23 protein-coding genes are annotated in these 19,325 nt (G+C 35.3%); 3 read left to right on the top strand and 20 right to left on the bottom strand.

Annotated elements, in window-relative coordinates:
- Position 1 precedes the first annotated feature (1 nt).
- The 7 genes from A6J77_RS06820 to A6J77_RS06805 all read right to left on the bottom strand — a co-directional run bounded on the left by A6J77_RS06820 (position 2) and on the right by A6J77_RS06805 (position 5,193).
- On the bottom strand, positions 2–1,114 hold the full coding sequence (locus A6J77_RS06820; protein WP_083069353.1) for a DegT/DnrJ/EryC1/StrS family aminotransferase: 1,113 nt from the start codon (positions 1,112–1,114) through the stop codon (positions 2–4).
- A 34-nt stretch (positions 1,115–1,148) separates the two neighbouring features.
- Positions 1,149–1,394 (bottom strand): sugar phosphate nucleotidyltransferase, encoded by a 246-nt coding sequence (locus A6J77_RS09570; RefSeq protein WP_107645672.1) that lies wholly within the window; start codon positions 1,392–1,394, stop codon positions 1,149–1,151.
- A gap of 7 nt (positions 1,395–1,401) precedes the next feature.
- Entirely contained in the window at positions 1,402–1,560 is a 159-nt protein-coding gene (locus tag A6J77_RS09280; RefSeq protein WP_193756651.1) for a sugar phosphate nucleotidyltransferase, read from the bottom strand.
- A 77-nt stretch (positions 1,561–1,637) separates the two neighbouring features.
- On the bottom strand, positions 1,638–1,799 hold the full coding sequence (locus A6J77_RS09275; protein WP_107645668.1) for a hypothetical protein: 162 nt from the start codon (positions 1,797–1,799) through the stop codon (positions 1,638–1,640).
- Between the two features lie 854 nt (positions 1,800–2,653).
- Positions 2,654–3,163, bottom strand: a complete 510-nt coding sequence (locus tag A6J77_RS06815; protein WP_083069351.1) for a methylated-DNA--[protein]-cysteine S-methyltransferase — start codon at positions 3,161–3,163, stop codon at positions 2,654–2,656.
- A gap of 44 nt (positions 3,164–3,207) precedes the next feature.
- On the bottom strand, positions 3,208–4,452 hold the full coding sequence (locus tag A6J77_RS06810; RefSeq protein WP_083069340.1) for a hypothetical protein: 1,245 nt from the start codon (positions 4,450–4,452) through the stop codon (positions 3,208–3,210).
- A 504-nt stretch (positions 4,453–4,956) separates the two neighbouring features.
- Entirely contained in the window at positions 4,957–5,193 is a 237-nt protein-coding gene (locus A6J77_RS06805; protein ID WP_083069338.1) for a hypothetical protein, read from the bottom strand.
- A gap of 467 nt (positions 5,194–5,660) precedes the next feature.
- On the opposite strand from A6J77_RS06805, the gene A6J77_RS06800 reads away from it, so the two are divergent.
- Positions 5,661–7,166, top strand: coding sequence for a helix-turn-helix domain-containing protein (locus A6J77_RS06800; protein WP_083069336.1), 1,506 nt, complete (start codon positions 5,661–5,663; stop codon positions 7,164–7,166).
- 33 nt (positions 7,167–7,199) lie between these two features.
- Here A6J77_RS06800 and A6J77_RS09360 read toward each other — a convergent pair whose 3' ends face one another.
- The 5 genes from A6J77_RS09360 to A6J77_RS06780 form a co-directional block, all read right to left on the bottom strand.
- Positions 7,200–7,319, bottom strand: a complete 120-nt coding sequence (locus A6J77_RS09360; protein ID WP_193756650.1) for a putative metal homeostasis protein — start codon at positions 7,317–7,319, stop codon at positions 7,200–7,202.
- Between the two features lie 289 nt (positions 7,320–7,608).
- A complete protein-coding gene (locus A6J77_RS06795) occupies positions 7,609–8,304 on the bottom strand; it encodes an ABC transporter ATP-binding protein (protein WP_083069334.1) in 696 nt (231 codons plus the stop codon).
- A 9-nt stretch (positions 8,305–8,313) separates the two neighbouring features.
- Positions 8,314–9,429: an ABC transporter permease gene (locus A6J77_RS06790; RefSeq protein ID WP_083069332.1), complete on the bottom strand. Its 1,116-nt coding sequence runs from the start codon at positions 9,427–9,429 to the stop codon at positions 8,314–8,316.
- A 218-nt stretch (positions 9,430–9,647) separates the two neighbouring features.
- Positions 9,648–10,547, bottom strand: a complete 900-nt coding sequence (locus A6J77_RS06785; protein WP_193756649.1) for a phytoene/squalene synthase family protein — start codon at positions 10,545–10,547, stop codon at positions 9,648–9,650.
- Positions 10,548–10,569: 22 nt separating this feature from the next.
- Entirely contained in the window at positions 10,570–12,075 is a 1,506-nt protein-coding gene (locus A6J77_RS06780; protein WP_083069328.1) for a phytoene desaturase family protein, read from the bottom strand.
- Positions 12,076–12,241: 166 nt separating this feature from the next.
- Between A6J77_RS06780 and A6J77_RS06775 the strand changes: the two genes are divergently transcribed.
- Positions 12,242–12,805 (top strand): TetR/AcrR family transcriptional regulator, encoded by a 564-nt coding sequence (locus A6J77_RS06775; protein WP_083069326.1) that lies wholly within the window; start codon positions 12,242–12,244, stop codon positions 12,803–12,805.
- 123 nt (positions 12,806–12,928) lie between these two features.
- Entirely contained in the window at positions 12,929–13,117 is a 189-nt protein-coding gene (locus A6J77_RS06770; protein WP_083069324.1) for a hypothetical protein, read from the top strand.
- A gap of 896 nt (positions 13,118–14,013) precedes the next feature.
- Here A6J77_RS06770 and A6J77_RS06760 read toward each other — a convergent pair.
- The 8 genes from A6J77_RS06760 to rpe form a co-directional block, all read right to left on the bottom strand.
- Positions 14,014–15,696, bottom strand: a complete 1,683-nt coding sequence (locus tag A6J77_RS06760) for a DAK2 domain-containing protein (protein WP_083069320.1) — start codon at positions 15,694–15,696, stop codon at positions 14,014–14,016.
- Between the two features lie 26 nt (positions 15,697–15,722).
- The gene (locus A6J77_RS06755) at positions 15,723–16,088 is read right to left on the bottom strand and encodes an Asp23/Gls24 family envelope stress response protein (RefSeq protein ID WP_003143306.1); all 366 of its coding nucleotides are present in this window, start codon (positions 16,086–16,088) and stop codon (positions 15,723–15,725) included.
- Positions 16,089–16,283: 195 nt separating this feature from the next.
- A complete protein-coding gene (locus A6J77_RS06750; RefSeq protein ID WP_083069318.1) occupies positions 16,284–16,703 on the bottom strand; it encodes a hypothetical protein in 420 nt (139 codons plus the stop codon).
- Between the two features lie 2 nt (positions 16,704–16,705).
- Positions 16,706–17,089 carry a hypothetical protein gene (locus A6J77_RS06745; RefSeq protein WP_083069317.1) on the bottom strand — a complete coding sequence of 128 codons (384 nt, stop codon included), beginning with the start codon at positions 17,087–17,089 and terminating at the stop codon, positions 16,706–16,708.
- A gap of 13 nt (positions 17,090–17,102) precedes the next feature.
- Complete coding sequence (locus tag A6J77_RS06740) at positions 17,103–17,489, bottom strand: DUF6941 family protein (RefSeq protein ID WP_083069316.1); 387 nt, start codon at positions 17,487–17,489, stop codon at positions 17,103–17,105.
- 170 nt (positions 17,490–17,659) lie between these two features.
- Positions 17,660–17,851 carry a 50S ribosomal protein L28 gene (rpmB, locus tag A6J77_RS06735; RefSeq protein ID WP_016896758.1) on the bottom strand — a complete coding sequence of 64 codons (192 nt, stop codon included), beginning with the start codon at positions 17,849–17,851 and terminating at the stop codon, positions 17,660–17,662.
- Positions 17,852–17,947: 96 nt separating this feature from the next.
- On the bottom strand, positions 17,948–18,619 hold the full coding sequence (locus A6J77_RS06730) for a thiamine diphosphokinase (RefSeq protein WP_083069315.1): 672 nt from the start codon (positions 18,617–18,619) through the stop codon (positions 17,948–17,950).
- 49 nt (positions 18,620–18,668) lie between these two features.
- On the bottom strand, positions 18,669–19,319 hold the full coding sequence (gene rpe / locus A6J77_RS06725; protein WP_083069314.1) for a ribulose-phosphate 3-epimerase: 651 nt from the start codon (positions 19,317–19,319) through the stop codon (positions 18,669–18,671).
- Between the last annotated feature and the right edge of the window lie 6 nt (positions 19,320–19,325).

Raw genomic sequence — 19,325 nt, 5'->3', positions numbered from 1 at the left:
TCTAACTCCATAATTCCTTTACTAATTTAATAACTTGGTTTTGTTGGTCTATTGTCATTTTTGTATCACTTGGCAAACAAATACCTGTTTCAAATAATGTTTCGCTAACATTATCACCATAGTATGAATAACCTTTGTACACAGGCTGTAAATGCATCGGCTTCCATATCGGTCTTGATTCTATATTTTCTTCATTTAGCCTATCAATTATCATTTGGGGGGTAACTCTTTTAGTTTTAATAATCATTGGGGATAGCCAATGATTTGAACGTTCATCGTCCTTGTCAACAAGCATAATAATTTCATCAATATCTTCAAAAGCATTTTTATATCTATTGAAAATATCATTTTTCTTTTGAATACGTTGTTCTAAAACCTTTAACTGACCACGTCCAACACCTGCAGATAAATTGCTTAAACGATAATTATATCCATAGTCTTTATGTTCATAATGTAATACTGGCTCGCGTGCTTGTGTTGCCCAATATTTTGCTTTAGCAATTCCTTCTGCATTTTCAGAAATTAGCATTCCACCACCAGAAGTAGTAATAATTTTATTTCCATTAAATGAGAAAATACCGTAATCTCCAAAAGTACCTGTCCATTGTCCATTTACAATCGTTCCTAAGCTTTCAGCCGCATCTTCAATTAAAGGTGTATCGTATTTATCACAAATTTTTTTAATTTTATCTATTTGTGCTGCTACACCATAAAGGTGCACAACAATTACTGCCTTAGGTTTATGATTTTGAAAAGCTTCTTCTAAGGCTTCTGGATCCATATTCCAAGTTTCATATTCAGAGTCAATAAAAACGGGTTCTGCACCTTGGTACATAATCGGATTTGCACTTGCGGCAAAGGTTAATGACTGACAAAAAACTTTATCCCCTTGACCTACTCCTACTGCTTTTAACGCTAAATGAATTGCTGCAGTACCAGAGTCTAATGCTAAACTATTACTAGTTCCTACCATTTCAGCTAATTCTTCTTCAAATCTATTCACATTATTACCCAGTGGTGCAATCCAATTGGTATCAAAAGCTTCGTTAACAAACTCACGTTCAAATCCTTCTTCACTCATATGAGGAGAAGATAGTAAGATTCTTTCTATCATATTTAATACTCCTTTTTAGGCTAATTATACTTCATCATTTATCGCTGAAAATTTGTTGCACTTTACTATAACTATCCACTGTACCTATATCGTAACGCTTACCTTTAAACATAATGGCTTTTACGTCAATGTGTTGAATTAAATATGGGATAAAGTTACCAGGTACATCTGGATTATTACCTTCATTCAAATATTCGTTAATTAAAGGAAGTGTGCTCTCCTTTAATACATAAAAAGTTGGTACACAGTGATGATACGTTGGATTATATGGTTTCTCAATAAATTTATTACTTTTCTATTTTCATCAACTTCAGGAACTTGAACAATTTCTCCACAATATGGTCTGTAATTTTTTCTCCCGCAACCTCTAATAACAGCTTACCCTTATCCTTTGATAATGGATATAAGCGAGTTGCATAACCAGCACCCCATAAAATTGCCTTCAATAAATAAGTTCCTCCACATCTACAAATCTTGCCCCATCTTCGGTCACACAGAAACTCACTTTATACTTATCTTTAATTTATGGATATTCTAAAGGATAAACTGCATCAATCTGAGTTTTAATCCGTTCTTTGTAAGTTGGATCCATTAAACTAATAACCACCCCACGGAATCCAGCACCACTTGGGCGAGCGCCATAGACACCTTCTGCATCTTTTAAAATTTCATAAATTGTCTTCATTTCAGCAATACCTGTTTCTTGTTGGTAGAAAGTGCTATTAGATAAGCTGTAGTAACTGCTAAAGATGAAAATAATCCACCGATAGAGAAGCTTTTACAGCACCATGGATATATGTACCCCAGAAACCTGGAATATATTCTATATCATGGTCATATGAAAAAATTTTCTTATGAGGGAAATTTAGACACTGAATTTGCACATACTGATTCTAACGTGGTTAATAAGCCAAATCTACATAATGATCTAAAGCCATTCCTGTTAGGCTTCCCCCATGACATAAAAAGAGGCGTCGATTGTACAGATGCTTAAAGATGACTTGACCGTTCTTAAATCATTTAATCTATCATATTCAACCATAAATGTTTCCATAAAGTGAGGTATAAACTCTCGACCTCCAATCCATTTTAGGTAATTCTTCATTATTATAGCAAACAAATATCACTTTTTAGGCTCAATTTTTATTTTTTACTAGATATTTGTTAAATTATTCTAAAATTTTTATCATATGAATAAAATAAGTCCGATTTAGTATATATATATCTATTTAATAAATGTTCAGAGGTGAGACCATTAGAAAATGGTAAACAATATGATATATTTGAACGTCGTGTAAAATAGATGAGTAGAGAGACAAAATCGACATAAAACCTATTCACTCACGAGATTGATTGTAAGTGAAGTTGCTCGTGATTCAAATTATAACTCAAACATCAACATTCTATCATAGATCCCGGATTCCTTGAGTAATTTGTCATACATACGAACTTATATCATCTTATTTTCCTCTACAAGCATAATCACCATACTAAAAAGCATCAAAACCATTCCTCTATTGGTTTTGATGCTTTTTTGGATTATCTTCTTTCAAATTCTCTAAGTACTTGTCCTAAATGATTTGTGGCAAGTAGATTCCCTGCTTGATTGCTTGGTATCAAGACGCGGTGGCTTGGTATCATAATAGCTATTGGATTACTTGTTACTGCACCAATCAAAGTATTTACTGATCCTCGCCCTTTAGTTTGTCTAGAATCAATTCTATCTAATAATTGCTCTAAGGTAATCGTTTCGCCATAAGGGATTTTTTGTAATTCGGTCCACACATCTTGCTGAAAGGCAGTCCCTTGAGGCCTTAATTGAAAATCGACTGTTTCAAGTGGTTGCTTTTTAAAGTATGCGTCTAACCATTTTACCACTTCATTGATAATCTTTGATTGCTCAAACTCTGCAATAGGTTCAATCTTTTCGAGATCAAATGTACCGCCAAAATTGGATTGATCCTCAAACCATGCGCCTAATAATCCATGGTCGTTTGCTAGTAATGTAATGATGCCTAATTCAGATTGATAAGGATATTTATATAACATGAGAGAACTCCTTTAAATATGATGGTTTATATTATAACAGAGTCCTAGTTGTTAGCGAGTAATTCCTTACTAGTATATATACCCGGTTGATAGGTTATACCGTTTAATAATTCAGTCATTTCATTAAAGGTATAGTGATCTTCTAAAATCATAATTTTGTCGTAGGACGCAATTAAATCCTTAAATTCCGCTAGTGACATATTAAAGTCTTCTCTACCATCGACGTTGGGTGAGTATAACCAGTATTTACCGAAGAACCGAACGAAGTAGTTATCGACTTCTTCTTTATTTGGTGTAACGATTAGGTATCGGTCATCATTTAAGGTCATATGATTTCCTGTTATGCTAGTGACTTCACCTGCAGCTGATGTTTGATAATTGACGTCGTTATATAACAATCCGCCTGATTCTGAAATAATCAATAAGACTGATGAGAATAACAAGAATATTGAAGTATATTGGCATAGTTTTTTTGTCTTGATGGATTTATAAGATTTAAAATTTCTATAATTGATTCGTTGTTCATAAAAAGCATAATCGATTTGTCTAGCAAGAAACATCCCCGCTAGGCCTAGCGCCATAATGACCATGCTTGATGCATACCTGTCAAACCCAGCGAGATACAAGGCTTCTTCTGTTGGCATGGAGAATAGAAACATCGCATATATGCCTATATAGTAGACAATTGCAATGATATTGATTAATGCTAATTGCCATAGGACAGGGTTCTTCCTGCCAATTCCCCAACGAATGATGATATAAACGCCAATCATCATCACATGAACCAGTAGAATACCTCGGGTGGAAACTGTGGATAGACTTGTGATAGTGTTAATGAATAAATCAGTAATTTGGTGAATAATTGTGCCATCTTTTGCTTGAAATATCTCTTGGTAAGAGGTCACTGAAACTTCATGTTTTGTCACATGGAAATTAGCCTTTACATGGATGTTCCAATGCCAAATAGGCATAAAGGATAAGACACTTGTCATTAGCACAACCAAGCTTGATTTGAATTTACCCCTCTCCCCTAAAAGCTGTCTGATACTTTCGTATAGGTAGTAAACCATGATAATTGCTGCAAAGAAAATAGCACTTGATTTGACTAAGGTTAAAGCAGAAACAACCAGTAAGGTATAGATACTCATGGCTTTTAGATTATGGCGCATATTATAAATGCCAGCAATCCCAGCTAATGCGAGTAAAGGCAATAAGAAATCAACGAGTAGGTTGTTCATACGAATAGCCTTATTGAAGTGGTTAAAAGCAGCGATGATATTAAATAACATAGCAAGAATAAGGATCCGACTAGAATCTCTGACTACTGAAAACATCGCGTAAATACAGGAGAGAATTAATGCAAACTGCCCTATCATTAAAACACTATCCGTATAACCTGCAAGATAGGTTGCAAAGTATACTAACAAAGATGACCCCATTGGATAAGAAGTATAAGCGATTAATGTATCACGTACATCCGGTAACCGCCCTTCGGTGTAAAGAAATTTAACGATGGTCGCTCAGTGAGAATAGTTATCATAATGATTTAAATGAATCTGCAAGAAAATATTAATAAACACACCATTAGGAAATAGTTACCAAAGCTAATTGGCGTCACTTTAAAGATTGCTGATTTAGATTTTCATCCACTGATATAAGATCCATATCGCATAGATAAAAATACATACTATAAGGAATAAAATGAAGGCTTTAACCCGTCAATATAAGCAGCAAAGTATAAATGGCACATTTCTATCAAATTGTCCTGTTCCTAAGACGAGTCCATCTGGATATTACTTTGCTAATTCAACCGGCTTCATCATATCGCTGCAAGAATTTGGGCCGTCAGAATCAATGGTAACAATCAAATCTATTTCGGGATAGTTAACCAATAAAGCCGCCATCGCTGTCTTTAATGCATCATCCTTGCCATGATTTTTAGGGTGTTGAATCACTTGTGCATTAAAATTTTTCTCTGTTTGATAAAACATATTTTGGTATTTATTTCCACTACTATCATTAATAATCAAGATAGATAAATCTTGATTATCCTCCCTAATATTAGCTAATAGTTAAATCAATTCTTTATCAAGTTCTAGTGTTGAGATAACAATTAATGGCTTAACCATAAGTAGGCTCCTTATACAACAACGACACGCATAAATGTAGTACGCATTCACTTGGATTGATAACACATCTATCGTTTTCCTTATTTAAATTTTTTTTGAATATTTTTTCAGATTGATTTTCTGAACAATTATATTCACCTTAATGCTCAATAGAATTCATTTCCGATGAATTTACTCATTCATTACTTAAGTTTTAATAAATACAAATATTATTTAATTTTGTTTATTTTTTGTTATGCTAATTTACTTTCGTAAATATTGCAAGATTTTTTACATGTTACTAGCCTTTAATACAAATACATTATATTATATAGGGGAGATATCTTTGTAGAAAGGAGTTTTCTAATTTTAAATTAGAAGTGATATATATGCGAGAACTTTTGACAAATAAACAAAGACGAGAAATCGAAGTATTAGAATTTTTGACTCATATTGGTACACCACAACAGGCGAAAGATATTGCAACCTACGCTAATATTAGTAACCGTATGGTGATGGAGACTATTCGTAATATTAATGATAATTATGATTTCATAGATATTTTTAAAGTAGACGATTTATATGGTATTCAATACAAAAACAACACTTCGATTGATAATCTGTATCGTGCAGTTTATAACTCAAATACCTATTTCACCATTGTTCAATATATCTTCTTCCATGATAAGGCTACTTTGGGAGAGCTTTCAAATATCCTTTTTGTCTCTGAATCAACAACTTACCGATCTATTCTAAAAATTAATAAAGTACTCACTGAAAAGTATGGTTTTTCCATTGACTCAGACCCTTATCAATTTAGTGGGGATGAACTAAATATACGCTTATTTATGCAACGTTTTTTCATAGAGTCTTCTGATATCTTACATTGGCCATTTCCAGACCATGATCGTAATTTTTATCAAAATTTACTCTTACATATGGCTTCATATACCCCATACAAATTAGATATCTATAGTTTACATTCACTATCTATTAGTGTAATTGTGAATGAAATTCGCTATGAATATGGCCATAAACATCCTCTACCAATTACACGATTGCAAGACTCTTTATCTGAAGCGATAGTTATCTACGATTTTGATTTAGACGAATTAAATAAAAAATTTGATTTAGACTTTGACAAAGAATATATTGAACAAATTTTAGGTTTGTTTATTGAACAAGATTTTAAATATGATTATGCAGAAATTGAAGCGCTCAGGAGTTCTGATGAACATATAGGAAACATTTTAAATTATCTTGAAGAAACGCTAGATAGATTAATTCACAAATTTAAGGTTCCCTTGCCAAATCGGGAGGCACTTTTACTGGAATTATACAATATTATTTTAATTGAAGGTCAAACAGTCTCTAAACCATTTATTTTACGTGACCATTTTTTGGAACACAACCAAATAATCCGTAATTATAATCCTGCTTTTTACGACGCGGTTTTTGAAGGTATGCAGAATTATTGTAAACTAGTTTTTGGTGATAATTATAATCCCCACGTACTTTACGCTACTGTTTACTCTGTTTTAAATTATTGGGAAGATTTATTTAATAATCTAACCAATAAAATGCCAGCTGCAAATATTCTTGTTTTGGCTAAAATTACTTGGGAAGGTTCTAAGCAAGCAGCAAATATCATTAAAGCCATTTTTGGGCCAAGAGTAAAAGTTGAAACTTGGGACAATTGGGATATATCAATACCACTATTAGCCGAAAGTCCTTATGATATTATTTGTAGCTCATTTTCTATTCCATCTATTCCCGGAAAGGAAATTTATACAATCACAAGTGAATCGTATCAGTATAATTTCCAGTCTTTGGAAAATATTATTAATAGAGTACGCTATCAAAAATTTAAGCAAGAAATGGCCTCGGACGAATAAGAAAGCAAAAGGAGTTGATTGAAATGTATTGTGTCAATCAACTCTTTCATTTTTATTTATAGCCTTCAATACCTTTTGTGCCCGTTGTCGGGTTTTACGATTGGGACTTTTCATCCGGCGGCGTGCACTAGCTAGATCCATTCTTTCTGCCATCCTTCTGCCTTCTTATATTTTTATTCCAACTATCTTAAATCGTAATGGTTATGATTTGAAATTATGTATTTATGTTACTGGCGGCCAATATGTCTGTCAACCTAGGATAAGAAAGGTTTAAAAAAGAAGCGAAAACACAAGTTGTTTGTCTCCTCTTCTAATAGATTACTATAAGACAGCTAAAAATATGATATAGTAGGATAAAAATGGACTAGGTAAATTTCTTTTACCACTACTTTTTATGCTTGAACTATCCTCTTACACTCCATCTATCTAACTATACTTTCATTTAAACCATCTGTACATCCTTAGTCGTATCAATATTTTCTCTTAAGGTTAAGACTCCATCATTCATTTCATAGACTTTATCGCATTGGTCTATTAAACGAAGATCGTGTGTAACCATGATGGTCGTTTTATTTTGTTGTTTAGTCATTTTGGCCAAGATATCCACCACATCCATCGCCCGTTTAGAGTCTAAGCTAGCTGTTGGTTCATCAGCAAAGATGATTGAAGGGTTATTATATAAGGCGCGTGCAATCGCAACACGCTGCTTTTCACCCCCAGAGATTTGCTCTGGAAATTTATTTTTTAATTTTTCAATACCTAGTAGTTGCAGTAAATCTAATTGGCTTTTCTCTTTTTTAGATAGTTTATCTACTAATTTTAATTGATCAGATACTTTGAGGAATGGAATAAGATTTGACGCTTGTAAGATAAATCCTACTTCTTCAAAACGAATGCGCGCCCGCTCTTTTTCTTTCTTTTCACTAAAGGGTTTGTCATTAATCATTACTCTACCTTGTGTTGGTTCCTGTAATCCGGCAGCAATACTTAAAAAGGTACTTTTTCCTGAACCAGATGGACCGATAATAGCAATAAATTCACCTTTCTCTGCTGTAAATGACGTTTCTTCAAGGGCCACAATTTCCGTATCCCCATCTTTAAATTTTTTCTGTACATTTTCAATTGTTAATACACTCATAATGACCTCCTAGGCGATTGCTCTTACTGGATCGACGTTCACTATTGTTTTCACTGAGAATAAAGCACCAATTAATGAACAAAGTAAAATCAAACCGCCAACTACTATAAAGAATAGCCAATTGATTTGGGTTGGCACCTGAGCTGGTAGGAAATAGATGCTCAAAATGGTCACCGCAACGCCTAATACTAGACCTATTAATGTAAGGATAAAGGTTTGTACAACCACAGAACGACCAATTGTGCCTGTTGAAATACCTTGAGCTTTCATCACGCCAAACACGTCAATTTTTTGAATAGTCAGTACATAAATAAAAATACCAATCACAACTGCTGCAATTAAAATTAAAAAGCCAATCATGAAAATAAATGTAAGTAACTGGGCGCTATATCCTGGTAAATTATTGATAAAATCTGCCGTTGACCATACTTCCAAATCGTCAGGTAGGTCTGTTGCTTCACCGCGTACGATAATAGCATTAATTATTTGATTATCCGCCTCTTGCCCTAATTCACCTTCAGACATTTGGTTACTATCTGATGCATTCGATGTATTCAATGAAGCATCTTGAATGTTTCTAAAAGCATTTTGTGTGATATGAACCATCGGCGCAATACTATATTTCGTATTTGTCGTTAATCCCACAACTTCAAACGCTTGTCCTTCAATCGTTACAGTAGCCCCTATTCCCAGGCCATATTGTTTAGTTAGACTATCGTCGATTAAAGCTTCATTATCAGCGTTCACCTGACGACCTTCAGTCACTTCAGGTGCAATAAAGTCATCAAAATTAATACCAAATAGGAAAATAGATAGTTGTTCATCGCTTTCGATATTATCTGAATTCATATTGGTTGGCATCTGTAGTATTGCAGCTTTATCTTCTGCATCAACCGCATCATAATCCTCTTCACTTATATTAGAGCGACTTATTGTCCCATCTGCTTCTTCTGTCAAGATGATTTGGTCAGCCTGCCACTGGTCAATCCCCATTCGATTCTCCATCGCTAGGCCATAAGCCAAACTAATTAAGAAAAAAACCAAAAAAGCAATCAAAAACATGACCCCAACAACCAAACTATACTTTTTCTTTGCATATAATATTTCTTTAATGGCTAAAAACATGCTTATTTGCTTCCTCTCTACCTGTTGAATCTAATTATTCACCTACATCAAATCAACTATTGATGTACGTCATATTTGATGACTGCTGTCTATAAAACGTATGCCTGTCCCTATATTTTAGTCCTATTAGTAGGTTTGCACAGTTGACACTCTAAACATCCTAAAAATAGGATAAAATAAGCGCCCATCCGCATTATTAAGACATTTTGCGGTCCTATTTATGTGTCATCTAACACTTTCTTGGCTTGGTAGATCAGGCGGGCCCGCTCAATGCTACTGGTATAATTTCTTTGAGTGAAGCAATTGTAATTCGCTTTTCTAACAGCATCGCCAATTCCATGGTAGATATAGGCAGATGTTAGGATGGGCAGTTGTGCCGCTTGGCTAAAATCTTTTAGAAAGGGTTCAATACTATAATAGTATTGGTCAGCAATCTGATAGAGATGCTCCCATAAATCAATCCAATTCTGAGGAATATTGCCACCCTTGTATGACAATTGTTTGATCATGGCTTCATCAACACCATAAAGATCAAGCAAGGTCTGTGGAAGATATATCCGTTGTCTTTCACGGTAATCTTCACCAACATCCCTTAAAATATTTGTTAACTGCATGCCAATACCTAAATCTATTGCTGCTTGACACATAGCTTGATTAATCTCAGTAGCTTCATCCACTAGTAGGGGTAATAACATTTCCCCTACTGACCCAGCAACATTTGAAGCGTAAGCAACCAAATCGGCCATATCGACTACTTTGTAGCCTAAAATATCCATTCGTTGTCCTTGGATCTGTTTCAACAAAGCATCAGTAGACACTTGATAGGTAGATATCGTATCTTTGAAGGCCAACCACCAAGCAAATGGTTCCTCTTCACTCGTTTCTATATTTAGAATTTGTGCTTCTAAATCATCTAACCTTCTCAAAGCTTCTTCTTGTGTGAGGTCTCCGCTATCTGCAATATCATCTACATAACGATTGTAGGTGTATAAAGCCGCAACACTTTCAAATGTCTCTTTTGGTAGTAAGCGGAAAGCTTGGTAAAAGCTCTTTGATGCTTCTGCCATCGTATTTTCAGAAGCTTTATAAGATGCGCTAAGCGAACGATTTCTTGCCATAATCTCCCTTTCCTCTCTAACTCTAACCCTCGTCATCTAACATCAACTCATCGGCACAAATTTTGCCACTCTCGATGACTATAGGAACCCCTGCACCTGGATGGGTGGAGGAACCTGTGAAATATAAACCCGACACATTTTCAGCTTTTGCTTGCGGTCTGAAGTGGTTACTTTGCATTAAAGTTGGTTGCAAACCAAAGGTAGCCCCGCGGTATGCATTATAGTGGGATTCAAAATCATTAGGCGTAAATACACGTTCTACTTCAATTTGACTTTCAAGGTCTTCTAATCCAGGTATACGCGCCAATGTCTCCAACGCTTTCTCTTTATAAAATTGCACTGTTGATTGGTCATAAGCATACTGTGCTGTGCCTAATTCTGAAACCGGCATCAGGAGATAGAAATTAGCTTTTCCTTCTGGTGCACGTGTTTCATCAACTTGAGAAGGTACGTGAAGGTATATTGATGGGTTGTCAATCAAACGTCCGTCAAAGATGCGTTCCATGTTATCGTCTAAATCTTCTGAGATGATAAAGTTATGGGTCTTCAAGTCTTTAAACGTACCATCTACGCCCCAGTAGAATATTAAACAAGAGCAAGAATAATCCATTTGATCTATCTTCTTGGCTGTATATTTACCTCGGTTTAAATCGCCATCTATTAAATGTTTCATCGTATATGGGAAATCAGCATTTGAAATGACTCTCTTACTAGGAATAAAGTGCTCTCCAACTTGTAGACCATTCACTTGTTGTTCATCGATTAAAATCTTATCCACTGGTGTATTATAATGAATGACACCACCTAATTCTTCAAACAATTCAGCAAAACCTTTAGCTACGGTGTGCATGCCACCTTTGACATAATGAATGCCGTATAATAGTTCAATCATCGGGATCATATTATAAAGCGAAGGTCCATTTTTAGGAGAAACGCCTATATAAAGTGTTTGAAAAGCCATTAACTGCTGAATATCTTTATTTGGAATAAATTTCGCCATCATATGTTCTGCACTATCAAATGTTTTTAATTTAAGTGCATTAATCAACATAGAAGGATTGTATATATCCGATTTATGTCTAAATGGTCGTCTAATGAAATGGTCCATAGCCACTTGATATCGTTGGTACATCTCTGCAAGGTATTGAAGAAAACCAAGTGCGGTTTGGGGATCTTTTGACTCCATTAAAGCCATTAAATCAGTCAAATCATTACTCACGCTATAGTGGCGGTAAGGCTCTCCTTTAAAATATACATCATACATCGGGGTTAGTTTCTGCATAGGAATGTAGTCTTCTGGGTCCCGACCAGTTAATGTAAATAACTCTCTATATGCTTCTGGCCACATGACAATCGTTGGACCTACATCAAAGGTATAGCCATCTATTGCCATCTGATTCATCTTACCGCCCGGCAACGATTCTTTTTCAAAGATTTCAACTTGGTACCCTGCATGCTGCAGGCGGATAGCTGCAGATAAACCACCTATCCCTGCCCCAATGATTGCGATTCTTTCTTTAGTCGTCATGTTATTGGTCCCCTTTTTATAGATCCATTTTATTATTTTATCACTTGATAAGTTTATTAATAACAGATTACCATTTAAGGTATGACTTATCAAGTATAGGAGAATTATGCATGGCTTTTTTGTGGAATCAAGCTATAATATTAAATAGAGAGGAGTTCATCTCATCATGTCCTTAAATGATTCTTCAAGCAGAAGTCGTATTATTGAAGTTGCACGAAATAAGTTTATGTCAAGTGGTTATAAGGCTACCTCTACCAGAATGATTGCGAAAGAAGTTGGGATTACACAACCAAACTTGTATTATCATTTTAAAAACAAGGAAAGTCTTTATCTTGGGGTTTTAGATGAAATAGGTGGGGAAGTATACACTGACTTATTAGCGATTGTTGAAAATGACCAACTTGACCTAACTGGTAAACTATTGCAGATGTCTTATTATCTACAAGATAACCAAGACATGGATATATATACTATGATGCAAGATCTAGAAGCAGACATTTCCATTGAAAGTAGACGCATCCTATACCAAATCTTTCAAGAAAGTTATAAACGGCCATTCATTTTATTATTTGATGATTACGAAAAGCAATTAAAACACCAGCTTACTGGAGAGAAAATCGCCACATATTTCTTTGTGACACTAGCCCCTTATATTTCTTCTAAACACATAATCAGCAAAACGATTGCTTTAGAGGAAATGATTGATTTATTTCTACACGGGATTATCTAATAGAGTAAGTTGTTTTTTTCCAGAATACCTCCCGACTATCGGGCCAAAAAAGAGTTGTTCTGAGAGGTTTTAACTTAGTTCAATAGTTAGTTGGGCTGTGGTGAATACAAGGAGGTCATATAGATGTTATCAATCATCACAACCGCTCTAAGCGTGTTTGCAATGGTTATTGTTTCTTTCATGCTATGGTTTTATTTTAAACCGTTCTTTATAGGTATATGGTATATATTCTTAGCCTTTGCTGTAGTATGCATGATCATAGGAGCAGTTAAGGAGTTCAATGCAGGGCGTTCTGCTAAAGACAAAGAATAGCAGGAGCAGGACCTGTAGCATTAACAATAATAACTATACTAAGGAGCTCAGCAGTTTATACTGCTGGGCTCTTTTTATTGTTTATAAGCCTTTATATGTCTGTATAAGCCTCTATATCCCTGTATAAGCCCCTGCTTGCCCTCTTGCACCTATGCCCTAATATGTTGAAATATGATATATATCATATAAGTATTTTTAAGGGGCATTATAGGTGTTTTAATAGCTTGTAAGGTATTATTTTTATGCTAGTTGACGTCTAAAAGCTCTTACACAGACTTATTTTGCCTCTAGTGAGAAATCAGGGAGGGATAATACCATTATTGAGCAACAATAGTATTAGGGCATAAAAAAAGCAGAGGTTAATATCCCCCTGCTATGCACTTTCAATTATTTTATTGTTAACCTTATATCTCGCTATTGAGAGTTTGCCTCTCCCTGACATCTTAGCCTCAAAAATATCAGTACCGTTACCGGTCAGTCCATCCAATCTATCAAGCAAAGATCGCTTATTAAGTTGGCGGATCTCACATATATCTGCATGTTTGATAAAGTCATCCGCATATACAAGCCATTTATTTACTTCTTTCACGAGGTAAGCGCTATGCTTACGCAAATGTAAAATGCTTTATTATTGATCAGCTCCTATACATATACCTCTCTGTAGACCCTGCAGGTATTGATTGTAATAGCGCTGCAATTAGCCCATTAGTAGCCTTGCTGAGACTGTATCATAAAGAGAGGGTAAAGATTTTGCTTTCAAATCTTTACCCTCTCTTTTATTTGTATTAGAAAAGCCAAAATGAACACTTTATCAGTTTTCATCTCTTAACGAATTGAATAATAACTAAGTTGTGTGTCCATTTAGCATTTCATTTATGTATCTTTATATAGGATTATTATTCTACTGATGCTAAGAAGTGGTAAACTGGTTGGCCACCGTCTACGATCTCAACTTCAATATCTTCGTTGGCTTCTTCGACAGCTTCAGCGATCAATTCAGCTGTTGCTTGGTCGGTTTCTTCACCAAAGATTAAAGTCACTAACTCTTTGTCTGTATCAATCATTTGATTAATCATGTTGATGGTTTCTTTGACTAAGTCAGCATCTTCAGAGACGATTTTACCGTCTATGATGCCCATAAAGTGATCTTTATGGATTTCTAAGCCGTCAACTGTTGTATCTCGAACAGCCACTGTGACTTGACCACTGGTTACGTTAGCCATTTCAGCAACCATTGCTGCTTTATTATCTTCTAATGTCCCATCAGGGTTGTAACCTAACATAGCTGTTAAACCTTGAGAGATATATTTAGTTTCAACGACGGCAGCTGGAGTTTCTGAAACTTCAACAGCTTGGTTAGCAGCCATAATGATATTCTTATTATTTGGTAAGATGATCACGTTATCTGCATTCGCTTTATTGATAGCATCTAAGATGTCATTTGTTGATGGGTTCATCGTTTGACCACCAGAGATGATTGATTTAACACCCAAATCTTTAAATAGGTTTTCAATCCCTTCACCGGCTGCAACAGCGATAATTGCTAGATTCGTACGCTCAGCTGCTGGTGCTGATTCAGTTTGGTTTGATCCTTTTCCATCTAAGATATCGTCATGTTGTAGACGCATGTTATCTACTTTAATTTTCACTAATGACCCAAATTTTTGGCCATAGTTCATGACTTCACCTGGTGTTTCTGTATGCACATGAACTTTTACAATCTCGTCATCAGATACAACCAATAATGAGTCACCGATACCATCTAAGTGGTTACGGAATGTGTCATAATCAAATTCATCAGTAACGGCTTCACCTTCACCAATTTTGACCATGATTTCAGTACAGTAACCAAATTGAATATCTTCTGATGCTACAGAATGAGAAGTATTGAAGAAGTTTTCTTGGTGGGCTAATTCTGTGACATTCGCTTTGTTTGGATCAGCTGATTTAACTGGAATAGATTCACCTGTTAATGATTCTAAGAAACCATGGTAGATATATACTAACCCTTGACCACCTGAATCGACAACGCCTACTTCTTTTAACACAGGTAGTAAGTTAGGTGTGTTTTCTAGTGACGTTTGTGCTTCTTCTAATACAGCAGTCATCACTTCAATGATGTCATCTGTTTCTTCAGCCTTTTGCATACCTGCTGCTGCTGAATCACGTGCTACTGTTAAAATAGTACCTTCTACGGGTTTCATAACAGCTTTTACCGCTGTATCAATACCGCGTTGGAAAGCATTCGCTAAATCTTGGGCTTCAATGGTTGTTTTACCTTCGATTGCCTTAGCGAAACCACGGAATAATTGGGATAAGATAACGCCTGAGTTACCGCGTGCCCCCATCAATAATCCCTTAGCTAAATCTTCTCCAACCTCACCAACGGTATCGGAATGTTGTTTAATTACTCGTTCGATACCTGATGTGTATGTTAAATTCATATTTGTTCCGGTATCACCATCTGGCACCGGGAAAACATTTAATGAATTCACGTATTCAGCATTCTCTGAAAGTCGGTTACCCCCAACTTCAAGCATAGATATGAACGCTTCAACGTCTAATACTGTTCTTTTCACCTAAAAATCCTCCTTGATTACCGCAACTAGTCTTCAATCACACGGACGCCTTGTACGTACACATTCACTACGTTTGCAGCAATACCTAATTGACGACCTAATTCGTATTTCACAGAACTTTGTACATTGCGACAAATTTCAGAAATTTTCGTACCGTAGTTGACGATAATATATACATCCACTACTACTAAATCGTTGTTATCTACTGAAACAAGTACCCCTTTGGTATAGTTTTCTTGTTTAAGAATTTCTTGGATACCGTCACGGATTTGATGCTTGCTTGCCATACCAACGACACCGTAGTTTTGTGTTGTTGCCATACCTACGACTGTTGCGATAGATTCATTTGTAATATCAATTTCACCGAAGTCTGTTTGCATTTTTAATGCCATAAAAATTGTCCTCCTTTTGAAGGGTTGTCTTGCTAGATTCATCTAAAACTTTATCGTTCTAAACAAATATAACTTCATTTATAACACTCATTTTACCACATACTAGGCTATTATACCTAAATATTTGACAAGTCGCAATCCCTTATAAAAGGCACAAAAAAAGCCGTGGTCTTCCCTCACTGGAAAACTACGACCTTAATTTTGATTTTTATTAGATTCAAAATCTCTTAATGACTCAAATAATTTGATTGATTTTTGATGTAAATCGGTAACAATTTCGATTTTAAAAATGTAACTAGCGCCTTCTTTGTAATCTGCTTTATGCCTATAGTCTTTCATTTCCTTTAATTCTCTAATTATTTTTTGTTTCTCTCTTAAAGTTAAATCCACATTATAGTTTATAATTTTATCTATCACGTCATTATGAGAATTATTTCCACCACCTACCGTGGAATATCCATGCAGCTCGTTTAATTGTTTAACTTTGTGAAAGCAAGCATAGTAATCATTATGAATAATCGTTCGTAATGCAGCCTCTCTATGTTTAGCATCGATATTAGAAAAGTTTTCTAATAGATAACTACTAAACGCTAAATGATTCTCCCATAGATACATATCTATTCACCAATTACAAAAATAAAGTTTTTCTGCTTTTGGCTAGCAAATTCATTTAACGCTTTAGAATAATTATAGATTTCAATGGCGTTATCTTCATTGGCTGTTAAGTCTACATATACATAATCATTTTCATCTTTATAAATATTTAAATGAAAAGGTAATGACTTATGTAAATTTTCTTGGATAAACCTTGAGACTTCTTCTTCAATAACTTGAGTATTAATAAAATCTGCATCAGCTTGTTGCGTAATATCTCTTTCTAAAGAATTTGAATAAAGCTGAACTCTAGAATCCGTATCTGACATATACGATGAAGAGTAGGATAATGACCCTGTCATAGCTAAAGTTTGCACTAATTTAGGTGTTTTAATTTTTGCTGACATCGGTACTCTCCTCCTATATTTCTATATTCTGGTTGAAAACAGTGAAAGAATACTCTGCAACTTGTTCATCTTCAACATACAAAATCACTTTATGCAGACCATCATTTTTAAAAATAACATTTGATAAACTAAAATCAAAACTTAAAGTTGAATTCTCACTATCAGAATTGTCTGCGGATACGCCACCTTCTAGAGCTCCAAGCAGGTAATCAGTATGATCAATAACCTCTAATTTTATATCAAATTTTCTTTGATTTGAGTTAACAAAAAAACTACAAGAAATTGCAAATGATATAGTAGTAGGTAAAAATGGCACTTGAAGTGCAACAATAGGATTCACAACATGTAATTCACCATTAATATTTTGTGTTTTTTCACTAGCTATTACTTTACCGTACATGAACTCACCCCTTATCTGTGACTATATAAATTATACTTGACTCTGTTCATTTAAACAATTAATAAAATTGTACATTCTTTACTCTATTAATGCTTAATTATGCACAAAAAAAGCCGTGGTCTTCCCTCATTGGAAAACTACGACCTTATTTGATTATAATCATAAATGGATTACGCGCGGGTAACTAAACCAGCTTTGATTGCGTGTGCAGAAACCCATACACGCTTTTTGTTACCATTTTCGTCGATGATACGAACTTTTTGTAAGTTTGCTTTAAATGTACGTTTTGTAGCATTCAATGCGTGTGAGCGGTTGTTACCTGAAGTCGCTTTACGTCCTGTGTAATAACATTCTTTAGCCATTGTCATAATCCTCCTCTACAAATTTTCATACCATAACATATTACTATATTTAACGTCATAAATCAAACTTATTTATGATTTTAATGATTATTGTACTTAATCTCGGGCTTGGATAGCGAGGATAAGACCATCACTGAAGGCAATTTTCATGGTATTTTGACCTGGTAGAAACTCATTTGAAATCAAGGCCAAAGGTATTGGCATTTGATAATTGTCTAGTGGATAGACAACATTTTCTAAACATAAGTCTTTAACTGGCGTCATCGCCACGAAAGACAAATATTTCATGTCTTTTAAACGATCAAGTTGATGTTGCCCTGGTCTTAAGAATGAAACAGCATTATTTTCTTCTACTAAGTGAACACGATCAATAATCGACGCAAACCGTTCTTGATAGATGAGCCATAAGTTAGATAACAAATGGTCTACCCTACCCCCTAGCATACCAAAGAGATGGTATTCAGCCTGTGGATATAAGTCTGCAACAGTGCCTAAAGCATGTTCAGTGTCCGTTTCATCTTTCATCGGTGGTAACTTTTCAATTTTTTTGGCCTTATGTTCAACTTGTTGAAGGACACTTTCTTCAATTGAATCAAAATCGCCTACCGCTAAGTCAATGGGGAAATTAAGGTCTAACAGCTGTTTAGCCCCTAAATCAACCCCAACAAAGGCGGTTTCCGCATCTTTATGGGCTACTTTTCGTCCTTCTACATAGGCTTTAAAATACGCTGGGTCAAAAGGTCCAGACCCGATAAGGTAAACTTGCATGGGTTCACTTCTTTCTAGGAGTGCTTGGTAAGATGGAAGACAGATAGATCTATTTGATTGCCATTCTTAAGGCATCAATTGGTTGTTTCACGTCGTCTTTATTGAAGATGTATGAACCTGCTACAAAGGCGTCTGCGCCGTTTTCTGCACAGATTCTAGCAGTCTCATCGTTAATGCCGCCATCTACTTCGATTAAGAATGTTGCGTCATTTTCCGCCCTAAAGGCACTTAACTCAACCATCTTATCAACCGTCGATTCGATAAATGATTGGCCGCCGAATCCAGGGTTTACGGTCATGACTAAAATCATGTCGACGTCTTTTAAAATTGGCGCAATGGCTGATACAGGTGTTGCTGGATTAATGGCCACACCAGCCTTCATACCGTGTTTATGAATGGTTTGGATTAAGCCGTGTAAGTGGCTAGTGGCCTCGTAATGAACCGTAAAGTAGTCTGCCCCCGCGTTAGCAAATGTTTCAACATGTGCTTCTGGGTTAGCTACCATTAAATGGCAATCTAAAGTCATTTTTGTATTTGGTCGTAAGGCTTCAACGACGCCAGCGCCAAAAGTTAGATTTGGCACAAAATGGCCGTCCATGACATCAATGTGAACCCAGTCAGCGCCAGCTTCTTCGATTCGATTTACTTCGTTAATAAATTTACCAAAATTTGCAGATAAAATAGATGGTGCAATATACATGTACAT

It is taken from the genome of Aerococcus viridans, from assembly GCF_002083135.2.
GTDB lineage: Bacteria > Bacillota > Bacilli > Lactobacillales > Aerococcaceae > Aerococcus > Aerococcus viridans_C.
The sequence above is the reverse complement of the archived record's forward strand: the minus strand, read 5'-3'. Positions and strand labels throughout refer to the sequence as shown.

What these genes read in the sequence shown, in the direction of transcription:
- A6J77_RS06820 (WP_083069353.1), bottom strand. Translation starts at nt 1,114, where the DNA reads ATGATAGAAAGAATCTTACTATCTTCTCCTCATATGAGTGAAGAAGGA.
- A6J77_RS09275 (WP_107645668.1), bottom strand. Translation starts at nt 1,799, where the DNA reads ATGAAGACAATTTATGAAATTTTAAAAGATGCAGAAGGTGTCTATGGC.
- A6J77_RS06815 (WP_083069351.1), bottom strand. Translation starts at nt 3,163, where the DNA reads ATGTTATATAAATATCCTTATCAATCTGAATTAGGCATCATTACATTA.
- A6J77_RS06810 (WP_083069340.1), bottom strand. Translation starts at nt 4,452, where the DNA reads ATGTTATTTAATATCATCGCTGCTTTTAACCACTTCAATAAGGCTATT.
- A6J77_RS06800 (WP_083069336.1), top strand. Translation starts at nt 5,661, where the DNA reads ATGCGAGAACTTTTGACAAATAAACAAAGACGAGAAATCGAAGTATTA.
- A6J77_RS09360 (WP_193756650.1), bottom strand. Translation starts at nt 7,319, where the DNA reads ATGGCAGAAAGAATGGATCTAGCTAGTGCACGCCGCCGGATGAAAAGT.
- A6J77_RS06795 (WP_083069334.1), bottom strand. Translation starts at nt 8,304, where the DNA reads ATGAGTGTATTAACAATTGAAAATGTACAGAAAAAATTTAAAGATGGG.
- A6J77_RS06790 (WP_083069332.1), bottom strand. Translation starts at nt 9,429, where the DNA reads ATGTTTTTAGCCATTAAAGAAATATTATATGCAAAGAAAAAGTATAGT.
- A6J77_RS06785 (WP_193756649.1), bottom strand. Translation starts at nt 10,547, where the DNA reads ATGGCAAGAAATCGTTCGCTTAGCGCATCTTATAAAGCTTCTGAAAAT.
- A6J77_RS06780 (WP_083069328.1), bottom strand. Translation starts at nt 12,075, where the DNA reads ATGACGACTAAAGAAAGAATCGCAATCATTGGGGCAGGGATAGGTGGT.
- A6J77_RS06775 (WP_083069326.1), top strand. Translation starts at nt 12,242, where the DNA reads ATGTCCTTAAATGATTCTTCAAGCAGAAGTCGTATTATTGAAGTTGCA.
- A6J77_RS06770 (WP_083069324.1), top strand. Translation starts at nt 12,929, where the DNA reads ATGTTATCAATCATCACAACCGCTCTAAGCGTGTTTGCAATGGTTATT.
- A6J77_RS06755 (WP_003143306.1), bottom strand. Translation starts at nt 16,088, where the DNA reads ATGGCATTAAAAATGCAAACAGACTTCGGTGAAATTGATATTACAAAT.
- A6J77_RS06750 (WP_083069318.1), bottom strand. Translation starts at nt 16,703, where the DNA reads ATGTATCTATGGGAGAATCATTTAGCGTTTAGTAGTTATCTATTAGAA.
- A6J77_RS06745 (WP_083069317.1), bottom strand. Translation starts at nt 17,089, where the DNA reads ATGTCAGCAAAAATTAAAACACCTAAATTAGTGCAAACTTTAGCTATG.
- A6J77_RS06740 (WP_083069316.1), bottom strand. Translation starts at nt 17,489, where the DNA reads ATGTACGGTAAAGTAATAGCTAGTGAAAAAACACAAAATATTAATGGT.
- rpmB (WP_016896758.1), bottom strand. Translation starts at nt 17,851, where the DNA reads ATGGCTAAAGAATGTTATTACACAGGACGTAAAGCGACTTCAGGTAAC.
- A6J77_RS06730 (WP_083069315.1), bottom strand. Translation starts at nt 18,619, where the DNA reads ATGCAAGTTTACCTTATCGGGTCTGGACCTTTTGACCCAGCGTATTTT.
- rpe (WP_083069314.1), bottom strand. Translation starts at nt 19,319, where the DNA reads ATGTATATTGCACCATCTATTTTATCTGCAAATTTTGGTAAATTTATT.